General features: G+C 62.3%; 25 protein-coding genes. 13 read left to right on the top strand and 12 right to left on the bottom strand.

Annotated features, from left to right (window positions below; genetic code table 11):
* Nucleotides 1-5 precede the first annotated feature (5 nt).
* Genes OZ911_RS05870 through OZ911_RS05860 form a run of 3 tightly spaced genes read left to right on the top strand, consistent with a single transcriptional unit; the run spans nucleotide 6 to nucleotide 1,865 of the window.
* Nucleotides 6-995, top strand: a complete 990-nt coding sequence (locus OZ911_RS05870; RefSeq protein ID WP_016485255.1) for a 2-hydroxyacid dehydrogenase — start codon at nucleotides 6-8, stop codon at nucleotides 993-995.
* 31 nt (nucleotides 996-1,026) lie between these two features.
* Nucleotides 1,027-1,464, top strand: coding sequence for a hypothetical protein (locus OZ911_RS05865; RefSeq protein ID WP_016485254.1), 438 nt, complete (start codon nucleotides 1,027-1,029; stop codon nucleotides 1,462-1,464).
* Nucleotides 1,461-1,865, top strand: a complete 405-nt coding sequence (locus OZ911_RS05860; RefSeq protein ID WP_016485253.1) for an META domain-containing protein — start codon at nucleotides 1,461-1,463, stop codon at nucleotides 1,863-1,865. The genes OZ911_RS05865 and OZ911_RS05860 overlap by 4 nt, the downstream gene beginning before the upstream one ends.
* Before the next feature lie 34 nt (nucleotides 1,866-1,899).
* Here OZ911_RS05860 and OZ911_RS05855 read toward each other — a convergent pair whose 3' ends face one another.
* The gene (locus OZ911_RS05855; RefSeq protein WP_023047672.1) at nucleotides 1,900-2,364 is read right to left on the bottom strand and encodes a TlpA disulfide reductase family protein; all 465 of its coding nucleotides are present in this window, start codon (nucleotides 2,362-2,364) and stop codon (nucleotides 1,900-1,902) included.
* Nucleotides 2,365-2,449: 85 nt separating this feature from the next.
* On the opposite strand from OZ911_RS05855, the gene arsC reads away from it, so the two are divergent.
* Genes arsC through OZ911_RS05840 form a run of 3 tightly spaced genes read left to right on the top strand, consistent with a single transcriptional unit; the run spans nucleotide 2,450 to nucleotide 3,811 of the window.
* Nucleotides 2,450-2,803 carry an arsenate reductase (glutaredoxin) gene (gene arsC / locus OZ911_RS05850; RefSeq protein WP_016485251.1) on the top strand — a complete coding sequence of 118 codons (354 nt, stop codon included), beginning with the start codon at nucleotides 2,450-2,452 and terminating at the stop codon, nucleotides 2,801-2,803.
* Nucleotides 2,800-3,405, top strand: coding sequence for an NAD(P)H:quinone oxidoreductase (wrbA, locus tag OZ911_RS05845; protein WP_023047671.1), 606 nt, complete (start codon nucleotides 2,800-2,802; stop codon nucleotides 3,403-3,405). Before arsC ends, wrbA begins: the two co-directional genes overlap by 4 nt.
* Complete coding sequence (locus OZ911_RS05840) at nucleotides 3,398-3,811, top strand: DUF2069 domain-containing protein (RefSeq protein WP_016485249.1); 414 nt, start codon at nucleotides 3,398-3,400, stop codon at nucleotides 3,809-3,811. The genes wrbA and OZ911_RS05840 overlap by 8 nt, the downstream gene beginning before the upstream one ends.
* Before the next feature lie 102 nt (nucleotides 3,812-3,913).
* Here the strand turns inward: OZ911_RS05840 and OZ911_RS05835 are convergent, their stop codons facing one another.
* Together OZ911_RS05835 and ttcA are read right to left on the bottom strand one after the other, a co-directional pair.
* Nucleotides 3,914-4,585: a DNA-3-methyladenine glycosylase I gene (locus tag OZ911_RS05835; RefSeq protein WP_023047670.1), complete on the bottom strand. Its 672-nt coding sequence runs from the start codon at nucleotides 4,583-4,585 to the stop codon at nucleotides 3,914-3,916.
* A 4-nt stretch (nucleotides 4,586-4,589) separates the two neighbouring features.
* Nucleotides 4,590-5,414 carry a tRNA 2-thiocytidine(32) synthetase TtcA gene (gene ttcA, locus OZ911_RS05830; RefSeq protein WP_016485247.1) on the bottom strand — a complete coding sequence of 275 codons (825 nt, stop codon included), beginning with the start codon at nucleotides 5,412-5,414 and terminating at the stop codon, nucleotides 4,590-4,592.
* Between the two features lie 262 nt (nucleotides 5,415-5,676).
* Between ttcA and OZ911_RS05825 the strand changes: the two genes are divergently transcribed.
* Together OZ911_RS05825 and OZ911_RS05820 are read left to right on the top strand one after the other, a co-directional pair.
* The gene (locus OZ911_RS05825) at nucleotides 5,677-6,276 is read left to right on the top strand and encodes a Yip1 family protein (protein ID WP_012270925.1); all 600 of its coding nucleotides are present in this window, start codon (nucleotides 5,677-5,679) and stop codon (nucleotides 6,274-6,276) included.
* 131 nt (nucleotides 6,277-6,407) lie between these two features.
* Nucleotides 6,408-6,902 carry a SprT family zinc-dependent metalloprotease gene (locus OZ911_RS05820; protein WP_023047669.1) on the top strand — a complete coding sequence of 165 codons (495 nt, stop codon included), beginning with the start codon at nucleotides 6,408-6,410 and terminating at the stop codon, nucleotides 6,900-6,902.
* Between the two features lie 187 nt (nucleotides 6,903-7,089).
* Here OZ911_RS05820 and fpr read toward each other — a convergent pair whose 3' ends face one another.
* Nucleotides 7,090-7,869, bottom strand: coding sequence for a ferredoxin-NADP reductase (gene fpr, locus OZ911_RS05815; protein WP_012270923.1), 780 nt, complete (start codon nucleotides 7,867-7,869; stop codon nucleotides 7,090-7,092).
* A 118-nt stretch (nucleotides 7,870-7,987) separates the two neighbouring features.
* On the opposite strand from fpr, the gene finR reads away from it, so the two are divergent.
* Entirely contained in the window at nucleotides 7,988-8,914 is a 927-nt protein-coding gene (finR, locus tag OZ911_RS05810) for a LysR family transcriptional regulator FinR (RefSeq protein ID WP_016485245.1), read from the top strand.
* On the opposite strand, the gene OZ911_RS05805 is transcribed toward finR, so the two are convergent.
* The 3 genes from OZ911_RS05805 to OZ911_RS05795 all read right to left on the bottom strand — a co-directional run bounded on the left by OZ911_RS05805 (nucleotide 8,911) and on the right by OZ911_RS05795 (nucleotide 10,889).
* Nucleotides 8,911-9,276 (bottom strand): diacylglycerol kinase, encoded by a 366-nt coding sequence (locus tag OZ911_RS05805; protein ID WP_016485244.1) that lies wholly within the window; start codon nucleotides 9,274-9,276, stop codon nucleotides 8,911-8,913. The two genes, finR and OZ911_RS05805, sit on opposite strands and share 4 nt — an antisense overlap.
* A 73-nt stretch (nucleotides 9,277-9,349) precedes the next feature.
* Nucleotides 9,350-10,000 carry a response regulator transcription factor ErdR gene (gene erdR / locus OZ911_RS05800; RefSeq protein WP_016485243.1) on the bottom strand — a complete coding sequence of 217 codons (651 nt, stop codon included), beginning with the start codon at nucleotides 9,998-10,000 and terminating at the stop codon, nucleotides 9,350-9,352.
* Nucleotides 10,001-10,178: 178 nt separating this feature from the next.
* Entirely contained in the window at nucleotides 10,179-10,889 is a 711-nt protein-coding gene (locus tag OZ911_RS05795) for a tRNA-uridine aminocarboxypropyltransferase (RefSeq protein ID WP_016485242.1), read from the bottom strand.
* A gap of 260 nt (nucleotides 10,890-11,149) precedes the next feature.
* Between OZ911_RS05795 and OZ911_RS05790 the strand changes: the two genes are divergently transcribed.
* Nucleotides 11,150-11,569 (top strand): quorum-sensing-regulated virulence factor family protein, encoded by a 420-nt coding sequence (locus OZ911_RS05790; RefSeq protein WP_016485241.1) that lies wholly within the window; start codon nucleotides 11,150-11,152, stop codon nucleotides 11,567-11,569.
* A 15-nt stretch (nucleotides 11,570-11,584) separates the two neighbouring features.
* On the opposite strand, the gene OZ911_RS05785 is transcribed toward OZ911_RS05790, so the two are convergent.
* Complete coding sequence (locus tag OZ911_RS05785) at nucleotides 11,585-11,794, bottom strand: hypothetical protein (protein ID WP_016485240.1); 210 nt, start codon at nucleotides 11,792-11,794, stop codon at nucleotides 11,585-11,587.
* A 160-nt stretch (nucleotides 11,795-11,954) separates the two neighbouring features.
* Here OZ911_RS05785 and OZ911_RS05780 point away from each other — a divergent pair, with 160 nt between their 5' ends.
* On the top strand, nucleotides 11,955-13,073 hold the full coding sequence (locus tag OZ911_RS05780; RefSeq protein WP_023047668.1) for an LOG family protein: 1,119 nt from the start codon (nucleotides 11,955-11,957) through the stop codon (nucleotides 13,071-13,073).
* A gap of 294 nt (nucleotides 13,074-13,367) precedes the next feature.
* Here OZ911_RS05780 and recX read toward each other — a convergent pair whose 3' ends face one another.
* The 4 genes from recX to OZ911_RS05760 form a co-directional block, all read right to left on the bottom strand.
* On the bottom strand, nucleotides 13,368-13,838 hold the full coding sequence (gene recX, locus OZ911_RS05775) for a recombination regulator RecX (protein ID WP_016485238.1): 471 nt from the start codon (nucleotides 13,836-13,838) through the stop codon (nucleotides 13,368-13,370).
* Between the two features lie 20 nt (nucleotides 13,839-13,858).
* Nucleotides 13,859-14,926, bottom strand: coding sequence for a recombinase RecA (gene recA, locus OZ911_RS05770; protein ID WP_016485237.1), 1,068 nt, complete (start codon nucleotides 14,924-14,926; stop codon nucleotides 13,859-13,861).
* Between the two features lie 103 nt (nucleotides 14,927-15,029).
* Nucleotides 15,030-15,512, bottom strand: coding sequence for a CinA family protein (locus tag OZ911_RS05765; protein ID WP_016485236.1), 483 nt, complete (start codon nucleotides 15,510-15,512; stop codon nucleotides 15,030-15,032).
* 54 nt (nucleotides 15,513-15,566) lie between these two features.
* Complete coding sequence (locus OZ911_RS05760) at nucleotides 15,567-16,634, bottom strand: hypothetical protein (RefSeq protein ID WP_023047667.1); 1,068 nt, start codon at nucleotides 16,632-16,634, stop codon at nucleotides 15,567-15,569.
* A 187-nt stretch (nucleotides 16,635-16,821) separates the two neighbouring features.
* On the opposite strand from OZ911_RS05760, the gene mutS reads away from it, so the two are divergent.
* Both mutS and fdxA read left to right on the top strand, forming a co-directional pair.
* Entirely contained in the window at nucleotides 16,822-19,395 is a 2,574-nt protein-coding gene (gene mutS, locus OZ911_RS05755) for a DNA mismatch repair protein MutS (RefSeq protein ID WP_060519606.1), read from the top strand.
* A 140-nt stretch (nucleotides 19,396-19,535) separates the two neighbouring features.
* Nucleotides 19,536-19,859, top strand: a complete 324-nt coding sequence (fdxA, locus tag OZ911_RS05750; protein ID WP_016485233.1) for a ferredoxin FdxA — start codon at nucleotides 19,536-19,538, stop codon at nucleotides 19,857-19,859.
* Nucleotides 19,860-20,189 lie beyond the last annotated feature (330 nt).

Here is a 20,189-nt window from a genome sequence, read left to right as displayed (position 1 = left end):
TGACCATGCGCGTCCTGTTGTTCAGCAGCCAGCATTACGACCAGGAAAGTTTCACCCGGGCCGCCAGCGGCAGCGCGCTGGAGCTGCATTTCCAGCCCGCCCGCCTGACCCTCGACACCGCTGCCCTGGCCAGCGGCTACGAAGCCGTTTGCGCCTTCATCAATGATGAACTCGACGCCTCGGTGCTCCAGCGCCTGGCCGAAGGCGGCACACGCCTGATCGCCCTGCGTTCGGCCGGCTACAACCATGTCGACCTGGCCGCTGCCCAGCGCCTGGGCCTTGCCGTGGTGCGCGTGCCGGCCTACTCGCCGCACGCTGTGGCCGAACACGCCGTGGCACTGATCCTGGCCCTCAACCGGCGCCTGCACCGGGCCTACAACCGCACCCGCGAAGGCGACTTCACCCTGCACGGGCTGACCGGTTTCGACCTGCACGGCAAAACCGTCGGTGTGGTCGGCACCGGCCAGATCGGTGCCGCCTTCGCCCGTATCATGGCTGGCTTCGGCTGCCAGCTGCTGGCCTACGACCCCTACCCCAACCCAGAGCTGCTGGCCCTCGGCGCGCGCTACCTGACCTTGCCCGAGCTGTTGCGCGAAGCCCGTATCATCAGCCTGCACTGCCCGCTGACCGAGCACACCCGGCATTTGATCAATGCACAAAGCCTGGCGCAACTGCAGCACGGCGCCATGCTGATCAACACGGGGCGTGGCGCACTGGTCGATACCCCGGCACTGATCGACGCGCTGAAAAGCGGCCAGCTTGGCTACCTGGGCCTGGACGTCTACGAAGAAGAAGCCCAGCTGTTCTTCGAGGACCGCTCCGACCTGCCCCTGCAGGACGATGTACTGGCCCGCCTGCTGACCTTCCCCAACGTGATCATCACTGCCCATCAGGCCTTCCTTACCCGCGAAGCGCTGGACGCCATTGCCGCCACCACGCTGGACAACATCAACCGCTGGGCGGCAGGCAATCCACAGAATCTGGTCATGGGTTAGTGCTAGGATACGCGGCATTTCTGGAGGACCCATGGTCGAGCACGATTTCCGCTACACCCTTTTCAACCCGCAACACACCCTGATCGAGTGCCGTGCACTGGTGCCGGGCCGCTATCAGGTCACCGGCAACGGCGGTTCGATGCACAAAGGCGACACCCTGCTGGTGACCCTCAAGGGCAGCAAGGACTTGTCCATGCGACTGACCGTGGACAGCGTGCGCCACCTGATCAACCCGCGCGGCCAGTGGGTTGCCGTGGCCAGCGGGCCCGTGTTCAACGAACTGGAAATCCTCACTTGGCAGGTTGAGTGCGACAGCTGCGACGCCGTGCTGGATTTCGAATTTGCCGTGGACGCCAAGCTGGGCAAGAAAGCCCGCCAGCCCGCCGCCAACGCACGTATCGCCGAACTGGGCTGGGCCAGCCGTGGCGAAAAACACCTGTGCCCGGGTTGCCAGGAGAGCGCCGAGTGAAAAATCTGCTGACCGGCGTGCTGATTACCACCAGCCTGCTCGGCTGCGCCGCACAACCTTCAAAACTGCAACAGGAGCGCAGCTACGTGCTGGAGTGGATTGGCGAACGCCCGCTGATCGACTACAGCCACCTGACCCTGACCCTGGCCAGCGACGGCCGCGCCTATGGCAATGCCGGCTGCAACCACTGGTTTGCGCCGTATACGCTGGAGGGTGAGCGCCTGAGCTTCGGCAAGGTCGGCAAGACCCGCAAGCTGTGCGCACCGGCGTTGATGGAGCAGGAAAAGCGCTTTTTGCAGGCGCTGGAAACGGTAGAGCGCTGGGATGTGTCGCCGGTGGAGCAGATGCGCTTCTGGCCCGCCGAAGGCAAGCCACTGCGGTTCTGGCCTGAGGAAGGCTGAGGATTGCCGGGGCCGCTTTGCGGCCCCAACTGCATCAGGCGCCTTTCAGGGCCTTGATCTTGGCCTGCAGCCCTTCCAGGGTCTGCTCGCCCATCAACTGCTCACGCACCTTGCCCTTGTCATCGATGATGTAGGTCACCGGCAGCGCCTCGCTGCGGGGCAGGTCATAACGCTCGGCCGGGTCCTGGGCCAGTACGGTAAAACCGATGCCCAGGGTTTCAGCGGCCTGTTTCAGGTCCTGCCCTTGCAAGCCATCGAAGTTCACCCCCACCACCTTGATGCCATCGGCCGCCCACTGCTTGGCCGCCGCGTTCAATTCCGGGATTTCGGTACGGCACGGCCCGCACCATTCGGCCCAATAGTTGAGCACCAGCCAGTGCCCTTCGATCTGTTCGGCCTTAACCGTATTACCGTGTTGGTCCACGCCATAATCGGCACCGCAACCACCGAGCAACAGGCTCGCGGTGATGGCCAGTACTGCTGCCAGACGCCTTGCCATGGGTCAATCCTTCTCGAGTTTTAAAGCAAATTGGTCAGTCGCTGCGGTTAGAATAGCCGCCACACCCAGCTGGATGCGACCCGACATGACTGACCTCACGCTTTATCATAACCCGCGCTGCTCGAAATCCCGCGGCGCGCTGGAACTGCTCGAAGCCCGCGGGCTGGCACCGACCATCGTGCGCTATCTGGAAACCCCGCCCGACGTGGCCACCCTCAAGGCACTGCTCGACAAGCTGGGCATCGCCCCACGCCAATTGCTGCGTACTGGCGAGGACGAATACAAAGCGCTGAACCTGGCCGACCCGGCAATGACCGACGCGCAGCTGATCGAGGCCATGGCCCAGCACCCCAAACTGATCGAACGGCCGATTCTGGTTGCCGGCGGCAAGGCCGTGGTAGGCCGCCCACCGGAAAAAGTGCTGGAGATCCTGCCGTGAGCGCCCCCTACATCCTGGTGCTGTATTACAGCCGCCATGGGTCGACCAGTGAAATGGCCCGGCATATTGCCCGCGGCATCGAACTGGCCGGCATGGAGGCTCGCCTGCGCACAGTGCCCGCTATTTCTACCGAATGTGAAGCGGTGGCCCCGGACATTCCGGCCAGCGGGGCGCTGTACGCCACCCTGGACGACCTGCGCCACTGCGCCGGCCTGGTACTGGGCAGCCCGACCCGCTTCGGCAACATGGCGGCGCCGCTGAAGTACTTCCTGGATGGCACCAGCAGCCTGTGGCTGGGTGGTGAACTGGTCGGCAAGCCGGCGGCTGTGTTCACCTCTACCGCCAGCCTGCACGGCGGCCAGGAAACTACCCTGCTGTCGATGATGCTGCCATTGATGCACCACGGCATGCTGGTGATGGGCCTGCCGTACAGCGAGTCGGCCTTGCTGGAAACCCGCGGCGGCGGCACGCCTTACGGCGCCAGCCACCATGCAGGTGCAGATGGCAAACGCGAACTTGACCAGCACGAGACCGTCCTGTGTCGTGCCTTGGGCCAACGCCTGGCCACCACAGCCAAAGCCCTGGAGGCCGCGCGTGGCTAAAAAGCCCAAGGTGTTGCCGCCGCTGGAATGGCTGGCACCGCGCCTGCGCCTGACACGGGCCTTGAGCCTGGCGTTCTTCTTCGGCCTCATCGCCCTGCTGGTGGTGAACAACCTGTGGTTTGCCAACCTGCATGGGGCACGGGTCGGGGTGATTCTGGCGATCGAGCTGGTGCCGCTACTGCTGCTGTTGCCGGGCATGCTGACAGGCAGCGCCCGGGCACATGCCTGGGCCTGTTTCGTGGTGAATATCTATTTCATCAAGGGCGTGCTGGCGGCATTTGACCCGGCGCGGGCGATTTTTGGCTGGCTTGAAGTGTTGCTGAGCCTGGGGTTGTTCATTGCCGGGCTGCTGTATGTGCGCTGGAAGTTCCAGCATGAGCGGCGCATGGCGGGCGAAGGGAGTTGAATTTTTCGCGGGCTCGCCCGCTCCCACAGGGATCGCGGCACACTTGAGGCCTGCGCTGGACCTGTGGGAGCGGGCATGCCCGCGAAAAGGCCAACACAAATCTCAATGGTTGACGGTATGCGCCAGCATCACCGACAACTGGCACAGCGGCCGCCCACTCTCTGCATGCCACTGGTTGAACGCCTGTTGCACCAAGGCCAGGTCGCGTTGACTGGTCGGCTGCTTGTCGATCACCTTCTGTGCAATCAACGCCGCCGCCATGTCATCGGTGGGGATAAAGGTGTCCTTGCCAACCATACGCAGGAAACGCGGCGCCGACAGCCCACCCAGCTGGTTGCCGTGCTTGGCCAGGTACTTCCACAAGCCGATAATGTCGGTCACCGGCCAGTCGGCGATGAAGGCGCCAAAGCTGCCCTTCTCCTTCGTCACGTCGAGGATCATCTGCGCATTGCGCGGCACGCTCTTGAGCTTGCCCAGGTGGCGAATGATGCGCTCGTCTTGCATCAGCCGCTCCAGGTGCTCGGCGCCCATCAGCACCACCTTCTCCGGGTCGAAACCGAAAAACACCTGCTCGAACACTGGCCACTTGGCATCCACCAGGCTGTGCTTGAGCCCGGCGCGGAACACGCGCAGCGCCAAGGTCGACAGGTAGCGGTCGTCGCTGATGCCGCGCAGCTGCGCCGACGTGCGCGGCTGCGGCAGAAAGGCCTCCAGCGCCTGGGCCGAGCCAAAGCGGTTCAGGCAGTACTCATGCAACCACTGATAGTCGCGCATCGGCTCAGATGTTCAGCACGTCGAGGAAACGCGGCGTGGCGTTCTCGTCGATTTTCAGGCTGGTGAAGTCGAACAGGTTGCGGTCGGCCAGTTGCGACGGCGCCACGTTCTGCAGGGCACGGAAGATGCTTTCGGTACGGCCCGGGTGCTTGCGCTCCCACTCCACCAGCATGTCCTTGACCACCTGGCGCTGCAGGTTTTCCTGCGAGCCGCACAGGTTGCACGGGATGATCGGGAATTGCTTCATGTCCGAGTAGGCCTGGATGTCCTTCTCGCTGCAGTAGGCCAGCGGGCGGATCACCACGTTGCGGCCATCGTCGGCGCGCAGCTTCGGCGGCATGCCCTTGAGCGCGCCATTGAAGAACATGTTGAGGAAGAAGGTTTCGACGATGTCGTCGCGGTGGTGCCCCAGCGCCATCTTGGTTGCGCCGATTTCGTCGGCAAAGGTATACAAGGTGCCACGGCGCAGGCGCGAGCACAGCGAGCACGTGGTCTTGCCCTCGGGCACCAGTTCCTTGACCACCGAATAGGTGTCTTTCTCGACGATGTGGTATTCGACGCCCAGCTCTTTGAGGTAAGCCGGCAGCACGTGCTCTGGAAAGCCCGGCTGTTTCTGGTCCATGTTCACCGCGACGATCTCGAACGTGATCGGTGCCACCTTCTGCAGGTGCAACAGAACGTCGAGCATGGTGTAGCTGTCCTTGCCGCCGGACAGGCAGACCATGACCTTGTCGCCATCCTCGATCATGTTGAAGTCGGTGATGGCTTCGCCGGCGAGACGACGCAGGCGTTTTTGCAGTTTGTTCTGGTTGACCGAGAGGGTGCCCATAGCGCTTGGATCCGCGAGGTGTGACAAAAGCCGGCTATTTTACGCACAAACGCAGCATCGCTGTAGGCATTCCGATAAAGACTTCGATGTAATCAACAGCCCCACTGACAGCGCAATTTGCTCTAAAAAGCACGGTTCGTGCCGGTAACCGCTTCCTATACTGCGACATAAGGCCACATTACCGCTTGCATCGGTGTTCGGGCCTCGGGCCGCTTGCGCTCCATTTGGGGGGCGTTTGGCAACATTGAGAGGAGTGATCGGCATGATTCATCACGTTGTGGGGCTGTTTACCCATCCCGATCAGGAATGGCGGGAAATTCGTGGCGAAGAAGAAACCATCAGCCACATGTACCTGACGCACACCCTGATCCTGGCAGCCATCCCTGCCATTTCGGCCTTCATCGGCACTACCCAGGTGGGCTGGGTCATCGGTGACCGGCCGGCGGTGATGCTGACCATGGAAAGTGCCATCTGGATGAGCATCATGTCGTACCTGGCCATGCTCGCCGGGGTGGCGGTAATGGGCGCATTCATCCACTGGATGGCCCGCACCTACGATGCCAACCCGTCCATGGCGCAGTGCATCGCCTTTGCCACCTACACCGCCACACCGCTGTTCATCGGTGGCCTGGCGGCGCTGTACCCGCACCTGTGGCTGGGGATGCTGATCGGCACTGCCGCCATCTGCTACACGGTGTACCTGCTGTATGTCGGCCTGCCGACGTTCATGAACATTCCGTCCGACGAAGGCTTCCTGTTCTCCAGCTCCGTGCTGGCGGTGGGCCTTGTGGTGCTGGTGGCGATCATGGCTGCCACGGTCATCATCTGGGGACTGGGCGTGGGGCCCGTCTACACCAACTAGAACAGACTCAACCAACACTGGGGCATCAACCAGGGGCCGCCGCAAGGCGGCCCCTGGCTGTGCGCTGACCGGTGGCTCGGCAGCCCGCCAGTGCTTGCGGCATAATGCCCGGTCAGGAGAACCGCCCCACCATGCCCGAGCTGCTCAGACAACGCGTCGAAACCTGTTACCAGCAAGCCGAAACCTTTTTCAAACGCCCCTTCTCGCGCCCGGAAGTCAGCTTCAAGCTGCGCGGGCAAAAAGCCGGCGTCGCCCACCTGCACGAGAACCTGCTGCGCTTCAACCTGCAGCTCTACCGGGAAAACCAGGACGACTTCCTGCGCCAGACCGTTGCCCACGAAGTGGCGCACCTGGTGGCCCACCAGTTGTTTGGCGACCGCATCCAGGCCCATGGCGAAGAATGGCAATTGATCATGCGCGGGGTGTATGAACTGCCACCCAACCGTTGCCACAACTATGAAGTGCAACGGCGTGTGGTAACCCGCTACATCTACCGCTGCCCATGCCCACAGGGTGATTTCCCATTTACCGCCCAGCGTCACAAGCTGGTGCGCCAGGGGCGGCGGTACCTGTGCAAACGCTGCCGGGAGATTCTGGTGTATAGCGGTGAAACTCGCGTCGAATAGATTGTGCACGGCCTGTGCGGGCCTCTTCGCGGGGCAAGCCCGCGCCAACAGGGTCACCATTCGCACAGGCCCAGTAGTATCCCTGTGGGAGCGGGCTTGCCCCGCGAAAGGGCCGGTGCAGCCCATATACAACTTTCAGGCATAGGAAAGGCGACCCGGGGGTCGCCTTCCTGTACCAGCCTGCGCCTTACTTCTCGACGAAGGCACGCTCGATCAGGTAGTCACCCGGCTCACGCATGCGGGCGGAGACTTTCAGGCCGAAGCTGTCCAGCACTTCACTGGTCTCGTCGAGCATGCTCGGGCTGCCGCAGATCATCGCACGGTCGTCCTGCGGGTTGATCGGTGGCAGACCAATGTCGCTGAACAGCTTGCCGCTGCGCATCAGGTCGGTCAGACGGCCCTGGTTCTCGAACGGCTCGCGGGTCACGGTCGGGTAGTAGATCAGCTTTTCGCGAACCGACTCACCGAAGAACTCGTTCTGCGGCAGGTGCTCGGTAATGAACTCGCGGTAGGCCACTTCGTTCACGTAACGCACACCATGCACCAGGATCACTTTTTCGAAGCGCTCATAGGTTTCCGGGTCCTGGATCACGCTCATGAACGGCGCCAGGCCAGTGCCGGTGCTCAGCAGGTACAGGTGCTTGCCCGGGTTCAGGTCGTCCAGCACCAGGGTACCGGTAGGCTTCTTGCTGATGATGATCTCATCGCCTTCCTTCAGGTGCTGCAGCTGCGAAGTCAGCGGGCCATCCGGCACCTTGATGCTGAAGAACTCCAGGTGCTCTTCCCAGTTCGGCGAAGCGATGGAATAGGCACGCATGAGCGGACGGCCGCTTTCCTGTTGAAGGCCGATCATCACGAACTGACCGTTCTCGAAGCGCAGCCCCGGGTCGCGGGTGCACTTGAAGCTGAACAGGGTGTCGTTCCAGTGGTGCACACTGAGGACACGTTCGTGGTTCATGTTGCTCATCGATGGGGCTCCTGAAGAAAAACGCGGCGCGCAAAACGCGCAGTTGCGCGATAGTTTAGGGGCAGCGACAATATCTGTTAACTGAATTATCAAGATATGTGTTATCGGTTATATAGATATGCGATTCACACTTCGTCAACTGCAGGTCTTCGTCGCCGTCGCACAGCATCAAAGCGTCTCTCGGGCCGCTAGCCTGCTGGCGTTGTCGCAGTCGGCCGCCAGCACTTCCATCACCGAGCTGGAGCGGCAATCGAGCTGCCAGTTGTTCGACCGTGCCGGCAAGCGCCTGGCCCTGAACGCCTTGGGACATCAACTGCTGCCACAAGCCGTGGCCCTGCTCGACCAGGCCAAGGAAATCGAAGACCTGCTAAACGGCAAGTCCGGCTTCGGTTCGCTGGCGGTCGGCGCCACACTGACCATCGGCAACTACCTGGCCACCCTGCTGATCGGCAGCTTCATGCAGACCCACCCGGAAAGCCAGGTCAAACTGCATGTCCAGAACACTGTGCACATCGTGCAACAGGTCGCGCACTACGAAATTGATCTGGGTCTGATCGAAGGCGACTGCAACCACCCGGACCTGGAAGTGCAGCCGTGGGTCGAGGACGAGCTGGTGGTGTTCTGCGCACCGCAGCATCCGCTGGCCAAGCTGGGCCGTGCCGATATCGAAAGTTTGTCGCAAGAGGCGTGGATTTTACGTGAGCAAGGCTCCGGGACGCGCCTGACCTTCGACCAAGCCATGCGCCATCACCGCGCCAACCTCAACATCCGCCTGGAGCTGGAACACACCGAAGCGATCAAGCGCGCGGTGGAATCGGGCCTGGGCATTGGCTGTATTTCGCGCCTGGCGCTGCGTGACGCCTTCCGCCGAGGCAGCCTGGTACCGGTAGAAACGCCGGAACTGGACCTGATGCGCCAGTTCTACTTCATCTGGCACAAACAGAAGTACCAGACCTCTGCAATGCGCGAGTTTCTGGAACTGTGCCGCAACTTCACTGCGGGCTATACCCGCAGTGACGAAATCGTGCTGCCGCCGATCGCTTAAAGCAGGATCACGCCCCACACCAGCGCCACCATGGTCATTGCCACCAGTTGCGCGGCGCTGCCCATGTCCTTGGCGTTTTTCGACAGCGGGTGGCGCTCCAGCGAGATACGGTCGATGGCCGCCTCCACCGCGGAGTTGAACAACTCGACAATCAGCCCCAACAAGCACACCGCGATCATGATCGCCCGCTCCGCACGGCTGACCGGCAACCAGAAGGCGATCGGGATCAGCAGCACGTTGAGCAGCACCAGCTGGCGGAATGCGGCCTCACCCTTGAAGGCGGCGCGCAGGCCGTCCAGCGAGTAGCCGGCGGCGTTGAAGATGCGTTTCAGGCCGGTCTGGCCCTTGAATGGCGATGTCATGTGAGTCACTTCACAACAGAAAGGCCAGCAGACTAGACCGGCACGGGTCAAAAAAGCGTGAAGCCACGCGCAGTCAGTTGCTGGCAACCGATTCAAGTTGTTGCAGCAGCAGCGCGGCCTGGGTGCGGGTACGTACGCCCAGCTTGCGGAAAATCGCAGTCACATGCGCCTTGATAGTGGCTTCGGAGACACTCAGTTCATAGGCAATCTGCTTGTTCAGCAGGCCCTCGCAGACCATCGTCAGTACGCGGAACTGCTGCGGCGTGAGGCTGGCGAGGCCTTCACTGGCGGCCTTGGCCTCGGCAGAGACATCGACCTTTTCGAACGCCTGCGGCGGCCACCAGACCTCGCCATCGAGCACCTTGCGCACGGCCTCCTGGATCACTTCCAGGGTGCTGGACTTGGGAATGAAGCCACTGGCGCCAAACTCGCGGGACTTGACCACCACGGCGGCCTCTTCCTGCGCCGACACCATCACCACGGGGATCTGCGGGTATTGCCCGCGCAGCAGCACCAGCCCGGAAAAACCATAAGCACCCGGCATGTTCAAGTCCAGCAGCACCAGGTCCCAGTCGGCTTTTTCGCTCAGGCGGGTTTCCAGTTCGGCAATGCTCGCGACTTCGACCAGGCGCACATCCGGGCCCAGGCCAAGGGTAACGGCCTGGCGCAGGGCGCCACGGAACAGCGGGTGGTCATCGGCAATCAGGATTTCGTAAGTGGCCATCGATCTAAGGATCCTGTTCTATGCCAGGCACTCGGGGGTATGAGAAGCGCCCGGCGGGGAATCGGCGCCAAGGATGCCGAGCACGGTCCAGAGCGGTCAAGCCATTGCTCTGCCGTCTCGCCCACCCTGGCTGCCAGCCCCGTCATTATGAACCAAAGCAGGGGTTGTGCCCCTTGGACTATAGGAAGGTATGCAAACGCTGGTGGGTATCGTCCTGATCATCCAGCGGCAGGCGCCGCTTGCCGCTCAGGTAGTGCAGGCTGAATACATCCAGGTAGGCATCCAGCGCCTGGGAGGCCTGACTGTCGCCGGCCAGGTCCAGGCACATGGCTGCGACCTCTGCCGTGCAGAAGTGATCGTCGCGCTTGGAGCGCCGCAGCCGGTAGCGCGACATCTGCTCGGCCTGCAGGCTCAACACCGGGAAGCGGTCAAGGTACGGGCTTTTGCGGAACATCTTGCGGGCTTCGGTCCAGGTGGCATCCAGCAGGATGAACAGCGGGCGCTTGCCCGGCTCACGCGCCACCTCGCTGACCACCCGCTGCTCGGCCACGAACTCACCGGGGAAGACGATATAGGGCTGCCAGGTCGGGTCGTCCAGCAAAGCCAGCAAGCGTTCGTCGACCGAGGTGCGCAGCCAGCCAAAGGCCCAGGTGTCTTCGATCAGGTCGGCAATCAGCCAGCCGGTGTTGGTGGGTTTCAACGGCTCGGTATCGTGCATCAGCAGGCACACGCCCGACTCGGCCTGCACCCTGGGCTTCCAGGCACACAGGCAATGGGTGGCGATGACCCGGCAATCCGGGCAGCGTTCGGCACGCGAGCCACGGGCAATGAAGGGCTTGTTGCTGCGGGCCAGGCGTTCGGCGCGCAGGCGCGCTACCGCGTGGCTCATGCCGACAGGCCTTTGGACAGGTTGGAAATGGGCACAAGGATGGCTCGGAAAAAACAAGGCGGCCAGTTTACCAGAACAGGGGGCATTTGCTGTGCAGCTGGCAAGGCGCGCCTTATAATCGATGCTTGCCGTGCACCTGTGGGAGCCGGCTTGCCCGCGATGGGACTTTGCACGGCCCCAATTGCAGCCACAGTATCGTTTTATGGAACACTGCAGACCTGCGCATGTCAAAGCGCCAGTCATCGAACCAGGAGAGATTCATGCTGCGCCTTATCGTCCCCGCCCTGAGCCTGCTACTCGCTCTGCCACTGGCAGCCCAGGCAGCCTCCAAGCAGGATTACGACCTGAACAGGACATTGCAGAAGGTCGCCAAAGAGAGCAGCGTCGGTACCCCACGCGCCATCAACGAGGACATCCTCGACCAAGGCTACACGGTGGAAGGCAAGGCGCTGGTCAACCACCTGAGCGTACGCGAGAGCCACGCCGAGCGCATGCGGGCCAATCCCGCTCAGGTACGCAGCCAGCTGGGCGACAGCGTCTGTCGCAACAGCGGCTTCCGCAACCTGATGTCCAAGGGCGCGGTGATGGTCTACCGCTTCACGGTGTACAAGACCAACCAGCCGATCATGGACCAGGCCTTCGACAATGCCAGCTGCGTGGCCGGTAACAAGAAGAAATAACCACAGCTGTTCAAGCTACACCTTCTCGTCCTCGCGGGCGCGCCAATGCCCTTCGGCGGCATCGGCGCGCATCTCGGCCAATAACGCCTGCAAGTAGCGCGATTGGCACTCCAACCCCGCCAACCTGCGACAGCACTCGTCCTCAAGGCTCAAGTGATGCACCTGAGCCGCATCCTCCAGCTGCTGGTAGAGCTGCCGGTCCACCTCGATGATCAAGCGATGCATACCGCCACCTCCTGCATCGATACGTTTCGCTTCACCAGTTAACCAAACCCCTGCTGCCGGTGGCCACATACCGACGGGCGGCTGCACCAAACAGCCCGGCACGAACCGGCCCGAGGGTCTAGATTGAGGTCAGAGGTATTGGTGCAGAAGGAGACGTTGCATGCCTTACCAAGCGAATGACCTGCTGTTCAGCCACTTCCGCGACAACAATATCGACCTGAGCAACATCGACGCACAACTGCAACTGGTAGCCCCCGACAGCCCCAACCTGCCGCTGTATCGCGACATGATGCTGACCATCCTGCGCATGGCTCATGACGACAGCGACCGCTGGAGCGCCAAGATCACCCTGCAGGCCCTGCGTGAACTGGACCAGTCATTCCGCACGCTGCAGCGCTACAAGGGCCGGCGCAAGGTGACCGTGTTCGGCTCGGCGCGCACCCCGCTGGAGCACCCGATGTACGCCCTGGCCCGAGAGCTGGGCGCCACCCTGGCGCGCGCCGACCTGATGGTCATTACCGGCGCCGGCGGCGGCATCATGGCCGCCGCTCACGAGGGCGCTGGCAGCGACCACAGCCTGGGTTTCAACATCACTTTGCCCTTCGAGCAACACGCCAACCCGACCGTGGATGGCACCGACAAGTTGCTGCCCTTCCATTTCTTTTTTATCCGCAAGCTGTTCTTCGTCAAAGAGGCTGACGGCCTGGTGCTATGCCCGGGCGGTTTCGGCACACTGGATGAAGCGCTCGAAGTACTGACGCTGATCCAGACCGGCAAGAGCCCCTTGGTGCCAGTGGTGCTGCTGGACTCGCCCGGCGGCAGTTTCTGGCGCGACTGTTTGGACTTCATCGGCCGCCAACTGGAAGAAAACCGCTATATCCTGCCCAGCGACCTGAAGCTCTTGCGCCTGGTGCACAGTGCCGATGAGGCCGTGGAGGAAATCAACCAGTTCTATAGCAACTACCACTCCAGCCGCTGGCTTAAGAACCAGTTTGTGATCCGCATGCACCACCCGCTCAGCGAAGCAGCGCTGTTTGATATCCAGGAAGGCTTTGCAGACTTGCGCCTGAGTGGCAAGTTTCACCAGCAAGCGGACAGCAGTGCGGAACATGAAGTGGGCAACTTCAACCACCTGACCCGGCTGTCGTTTGCCTTCACTGGCCGGGACCAGGGCCGGCTGCGCGAGCTGGTGGATTTCATCAACTTGTCGGAGAACTGGGCCAAACCGCAACCCATGCATACCACGCAGCGAGCCAGGGAGGCGTTGAAGGTGAGCTGATGCGGGGCGTTGAAGCGTTCGCCACGACAGTTTTATCGCCTGCGCGACCGAGCGCCGCCCACGCGGCGCATCGCGAGCTGCGCTCGCTCCTACGTTTGTTTCGGGCCAGTTATTTCTGTGGGATTTGTGCGCGGACGCCTCGGTGCATGGCGCGATATCGTGTCGTACAAACAAGGCGGTCGCGCGCGCCTGTCACAGGCATGACTCGCCCCAAACAAACGTAGGAGCGAGCGCAGCTCGCGATGCGCCGCGCGGGCGGCGCTCGATCTCACAGGCACTAAACAATCAGAGTGGTCAGTAATCGTCGAGCTCACGCCCGCTGAGCAGGCGGCCGATCATGTCCATGGGAAAACCCCGGTAAGCCAGAAACCGGGTTTGCTGGGCGCGGCTGCGCGGATCCTGTGGGCGCTGCCCGGCAAACTTGCGCTGCCAGACATCACGCATGCGCTCGCGCCAATCCACCTCGCTCTCGCGCAACGCCTGCTCGATATCAGCACGCGCCAGACCCCGCTGCCCCAGCTCCTCGCGAATTCGCAAAGGGCCATAGCCAGCGCTGGAACGGTACCTGATGAAGCTTTCGAGGTAGCGGGCTTCACAAAGCAGCCCTTCTTCGGCAAGCCGGTCGAGTTCAGGCTCGATCAGCTCATCCGAAGCACCGCGCTGACGCAACTTGCGCGTCAGCTCGACGCGACCGTGCTCGCGTCGGGCGAGCAGGTCCATGGCTGTCCGCCGAATGGCGACGGGGGTGTCGAGTACGGCGGACATGTTGGCTATCTACCGCGCAATCAATAACCGGCTTCGGCGTCAGCCACATCGTCAGCACTGGCATCAGCGGCGGCAGCCTTGCTGGCTTCAGCACCCGCACCGGCTTTCAGCAGCTTTTCACGGATCTGCTTCTCGATCTCGGCACCAATAGCCGGGTTCTCGGCCAGGTATTTGGCAGCGTTGGCTTTGCCTTGACCGATCTTGTTGCCCTGGTAGGCGTACCAGGCACCCGACTTCTCGACCAGGCCTTGAGACACGCCCAAGTCGATGATCTCGCCGTTACGGTAAATACCTTTGCCGTAAAGAATCTGGAACTCGGCCTGACGGAACGGCGGCGAGACCTTGTTCTTGACGATCTTGACGCGGGTTTCGCTGCCGACCACCTCGTCGCCTTCCTTGACCGCACCGGTACGGCGGATGTCCAGACGCACCGAGGCGTAGAACTTCAGGGCGTTACCACCAGTGGTGGTTTCCGGGCTGCCGAACATCACGCCGATCTTCATACGGATCTGGTTGATGAAGATGACCAGGCAGTTGGCGTTCTTGATGTTACCGGTGATCTTGCGCAGCGCCTGGGACATCAGACGAGCCTGCAGGCCCACGTGCATGTCACCCATTTCGCCTTCGATCTCGGCCTTCGGCACCAGCGCAGCCACGGAGTCGACGATAATCACGTCAACGGCGTTGGAGCGCACCAGCATGTCGGTGATTTCCAGGGCCTGCTCACCGGTGTCCGGCTGCGAGACCAGCAGGTCGTCGACGTTGACGCCCAGTTTGCCGGCGTACTCAGGGTCGAGGGCGTGTTCGGCGTCGACGAAGGCGCAGGTGGCACCGTTCTTCTGGGCCTCGGCGATAACCGACAGCGTCAGTGTGGTCTTACCCGACGATTCCGGGCCATATATCTCGACGATACGACCTTTTGGCAGGCCGCCGATGCCCAGCGCAATATCCAGGCCCAGCGAGCCGGTGGAAATGGCAGGAATGCCTTGGCGCTCGTGATCACCCATGCGCATGACCGCGCCTTTGCCGAATTGGCGTTCGATCTGACCCAGGGCCGCAGCCAAGGCGCGCTTCTTGTTGTCGTCCATTGAAATCCTCACGTGTTCGACTTGGCCCTGATGGCCGGAATACCTGTATAAGTAGCCAGTATTATTCCACAGGCAGGCGCTCGCGCAAACCCCTGTCGTCGATTTACTCGGCGCCAAGCTGTAACAAGCCGTCTAACGCGGCGATCACCGTCTGTCGGCGCACGGCTTCGCGGTCACCGTCGAACTGGCGGCGCTCGCTGAACACGCGGTTGCCATCGCCCCAAGCCAGCCACACGGTACCTACCGGTTTGGCTGGCGAACCACCATCCGGCCCGGCCACACCGCTTACCGCCACGGCAAAGCGGGCGCCGCTGGCGGCCTGGGCCCCTCGGACCATGGCTTCGACCACTTCCTGGCTGACTGCACCAACCTGGCCGAACAAGGCGGGGGGCACGCCCAGCAGGCGGGTTTTCTGGGCGTTGGAATAGGTCACGTAGCCCACCTCGAACCAGGCCGAGCTGCCAGGTATACGGGTGATGGCTTCGGCAATGCCACCGCCGGTGCAGGATTCGGCGGTAGCCACCTGTGCGTTGAAACGACGCAAGTGTTCACCCAGGCGGGTGGCAAGTGTGGTGATCGGGTCCATGTCAGGCTCCTGGAAGGCTACCCTCTACCCTATCACCGTGCCGCGGCCCCTGGCTCAGGAAACCTTCAGGCTCTCCCGGGCAATTTCGCTGAACGCACGCTCGTCACGCCGCCCCAGGCGCGGCAGCCCTGCTGGCCAATCCTGGTTCCAGTCGATACCACCTTGCTTGCGCATGTCATCAATCGCCGAACGCCACCAGATCACCTTGCAGGCACGCTGGTAGTCGTCGCCGCTCATCACACTGCCGTAAAGCAGCTTACGGCCGATGCCACGCAGCTCCCGAGGCACACGCTTGAGGCTCCATTTTACCGAGAGCCGCGCCAGCCACGAAGGGACAGGGCGATGTGCCGGCACCTTGAGGGCCAGCCTTGGCATCTGTGGATGGAAGCCTTCGCCGTGCCTGGCAAAGAAAATTTCCAGGATGGCATGCACGTACTGCTTCATCGCGAAGTAATGGCTGATCACGCCACGCGCTTCATTGACCTTCGCCCCGTGCAATTCGAAGGAAAAAGCAATCTGTTCGATGGTGTGGAGGTCACCGGTATAGGGTGTCCAGGCATCGATGCGCGGGATGGCGCGTTCAGCAATGCCGACATTGCAGCGGGTGAAGCCCATGACACCGCTGTTGCACAGCCGCAAATCATCGGCCGGCGCACTTCCTGCCTCGGCGAGCCCCGCGCTGAAGCGAAGGTAGTCGCTGCTGCGCAAAGCTTCGGCCCAGCTTGTTTCCACCTCGTCGACCAGAAATTGTCCGGCATCGACCTGACTGAACAGCTTCAGCGGCGATTGCAGGAACACCGTATCGGTATCGATAAACACAGTCTTTTCCGCCCACTGCCCCGCCTGGGCAATGGCGCAGGCCTTGCGCCGGTGCGTGTAGCCACCGTCACCGGTCCAGGCCTGCAGGGTCTGCTCATCCAGCGTGATCACTTCCACCGGCCAACCGACAAAGGCCTGTGGTTGGTCGGTAAGCACACGGATCACCGGCAGCTCTGCCGGGTTGCAGCGCGCCACGGCGGTGAGGATGCTGAGTTTGGCCTCCAGCTGATAGATCCGGCGCTCGCCGTACAGGAGGTAGATCAGCTGTTGCTTAACATAAGGGACAGGGCTGGACACATTCATCGTGCACGTCATGGCTACAGGCGTTCGTCGAGGGCCGCGCATTTTAGAGGCTAACGCCGCACAGCTCCACCATTGCCCGCCAGGCTGCGCGCACATGCCCCGAAGCCTGCGCCTGCATCGCAACAAAAAAGCCTGTACCATTGCCGGTTTACCATCGCCAACCAGATCACCCGCTGTAAGGCCCTGAATGTCAGATCTTTCCGCACACACCCCGATGATGCAGCAGTACTGGAAGCTGAAAAACCAGCACCCGGACCAGCTGATGTTCTACCGCATGGGCGACTTCTACGAAATCTTCTACGAAGACGCAAAGAAGGCCGCAAAACTGCTGGACATCACCCTGACCGCGCGCGGGCAGTCGGCCGGCCAGTCCATCCCCATGTGCGGGATTCCGTTCCATTCGCTGGAAGGCTACCTGGCCAAGCTGGTCAAGCTGGGCGAATCGGTGGTGATCTGCGAACAGATTGGCGATCCGGCCACCAGCAAGGGCCCCGTGGAGCGCCAGGTGGTACGCATCATCACCCCAGGCACCGTCAGCGACGAGGCGCTGCTGGACGAGCGCCGCGACAACCTGATTGCCGCGCTGCTCGGTGATGAACGCCTGTTTGGCCTGGCGGTGCTGGACATCACCAGCGGCAATTTCAGCGTGCAGGAAATCAAAGGCTGGGAAAACCTGCTGGCCGAGCTTGAGCGCCTGAACCCTGTCGAACTGCTGATCCCGGACGATTGGCCACGTGACCTGCCCGCCGAAAAACGCCCCGGTGCCCGCCGCCGTGCGCCATGGGATTTCGACCGCGATTCGGCACGCAAGGCCCTGTGCCAACAGTTCGCGACCAAGGACCTCAAGGGCTTTGGCTGCGACAAGCTGACCCTGGCCATCGGTGCCGCCGGCTGCCTGTTGACCTACGCCAAGGAAACCCAGCGCACCGCCCTGCCGCACCTGCGCAGCCTGCGCCATGAGCGCCTGGACGACACGGTCATCCTCGATGGCGCCAGCCGTCGCAACCTGGAGCTGGACGTCAACCTGGCGGGTGGGCGTGACAACACCCTGCAATCGGTGGTCGACCGCTGCCAGACCGCCATGGCCAGCCGCCTGCTGAGCCGGTGGCTGAACCGCCCGTTGCGCGACCTCAAGGTTCTGCAAGCACGCCAGGACTCGATCCGCTGCCTGCTCGACAGCTACCGCTTCGAGAAGCTGCAGCCACAGTTGAAAGAAATTGGCGACATCGAGCGTATCCTCGCCCGAATCGGCCTGCGCAATGCCCGCCCACGCGACCTGGCGCGCCTGCGCGATGCATTGGGCGCCCTGCCCGAACTGCAAAACGCCATGACCGAGCTGGAGGCGCCGCACCTTGCGCGCCTGGCAGCCATTACCGGCACCTACCCGGAGCTGGCCAGCCTGCTGGAGCGGGCGATCATCGACAACCCGCCGGCGGTAATCCGCGACGGCGGCGTGCTCAAGGCCGGCTATGACAACGAGCTGGACGAGCTGCTGGCGATCAGCGAGAACGCCGGCCAGTTCCTGATCGACCTGGAAGCCCGGGAAAAGGCCCGCACCGGCCTTGCCAACCTCAAGGTCGGCTACAACCGTGTACACGGCTACTTCATCGAGCTGCCCACCAAGCAAGCCGAGCAGGCACCGGGCGACTACATCCGCCGTCAGACCCTCAAGGGCGCCGAGCGCTTCATCACCCCCGAGCTGAAAGTGTTCGAGGACAAGGCGCTGTCAGCCAAGAGCCGCGCTCTGGCCCGTGAGAAGATGCTCTACGACGCCCTGCTGGAAACCCTGATCAGCCACCTGGCGCCGTTGCAGGACAGCGCTGCCGCCCTGGCCGAACTGGACGTGCTCAGCAACCTGGCCGAACGTGCGCTGACCCTCGACCTGAACTGCCCGCGCTTCGTCGACGAGCCGTGCCTGCGCATCGAGCAAGGCCGTCACCCGGTCGTGGAGCAGGTACTGACCACGCCGTTCGTGGCCAACGACCTGGGCCTGGACAACAGCACGCGCATGCTGATCATCACCGGCCCGAACATGGGCGGTAAATCCACCTACATGCGCCAGACCGCCTTGATCGTGCTGCTGGCGCACATCGGCAGTTTCGTGCCGGCGGCCAGCTGCGAGCTGTCGCTTGTCGACCGCATCTTCACCCGCATCGGTTCCAGTGACGACCTGGCCGGCGGGCGCTCGACCTTCATGGTCGAGATGAGCGAAACCGCCAACATCCTGCACAACGCGACCGAGCGCAGCCTGGTGCTGATGGACGAAGTGGGCCGCGGCACCAGCACCTTCGACGGCCTGTCGCTGGCGTGGGCTGCGGCCGAGCGCCTGGCTCAGCTGCGCGCCTATACGCTGTTCGCCACTCACTACTTCGAGCTCACCGTGCTGCCGGAAAGTGAGCCACTGGTGGCCAACGTGCACCTGAATGCCACCGAGCACAACGAACGCATCGTGTTTCTGCACCACGTACTGCCTGGCCCTGCCAGCCAGAGCTACGGCCTGGCCGTGGCACAACTGGCCGGTGTGCCGGGTGTGGTGATCCAGCGTGCCCGGGAACATCTGGCGCGCCTGGAAACCACCAGCCTGCCGCATGAACAAGCCCCGGCCGAAAAGGCCAGGGATGTGCCACAGGTGCCGCACCAGAGCGATCTGTTCGCCAGCCTGCCACACCCAGCCATCGAGAAGCTGGGCAAGCTGCAACTGGACGACATGACCCCGCGCCAAGCTATCGAAATGCTATATCAACTAAAGAACCTGTTATAACGGCGCCCACTACAAGCTGGTAGAATCCGCCGCGGTTTGCTGGTGCTGCAGGTTATTAGCCTGGCCTGCAGCCACATACCTGTAAACCGCGCGGCCCTGAGAGGAAGGGCCGCCGCCGTCGCCTGAGGAGAGAACTAGAAATGACCTTCGTCGTCACCGACAACTGCATCAAATGCAAATACACCGACTGCGTGGAAGTCTGTCCGGTGGACTGCTTCTACGAAGGCCCGAACTTCCTGGTCATCCACCCGGACGAGTGCATTGACTGCGCACTGTGCGAACCGGAATGCCCGGCGCAAGCCATCTTCTCGGAAGACGAAATCCCTGCCGGGATGGAGAACTTCATCGAGCTGAACGCCGAGCTGGCGGAAGTCTGGCCAAACATCACCGAGCGTAAGGAAGCCCTGCCTGACGCTGAAGAGTGGGACGGCAAGACTGGCAAGATTGCAGACCTGGAGCGCTGATAGCGCCCGGACACGGAAAAGGCCCCTCGGGGCCTTTTCTGGTTTTTTACGGGCAAAAAAAAGGGGCGGTTTGACCCGCCCACATTTTTTCCGTAGTCCCTGCTTGTCCCTAACATCATCCTGATGAAATCGCTTCTTGCGACGTCCTTGGCCTTCGTCCTGAAAGCCTGTGCATGTCCCTGTGCACAGTTCGAATATTAGCGGGTTGAGCCGGGCGGGCAAGCGCGAAACCTCACAAGGTATTGCTGGGGACACATTTCCTCACAGCCGAATAAGTCATGTTTTTCAATGGCTTGGAAAAATGCACAGGCTGGAAGCGACAATGATGTA

This window comes from Pseudomonas fortuita, from assembly GCF_026898135.2.
Taxonomy (GTDB): Bacteria; Pseudomonadota; Gammaproteobacteria; order Pseudomonadales; family Pseudomonadaceae; genus Aquipseudomonas; species Aquipseudomonas fortuita.
The sequence above is the reverse complement of the archived record's forward strand: the minus strand, read 5'-3'. Positions and strand labels throughout refer to the sequence as shown.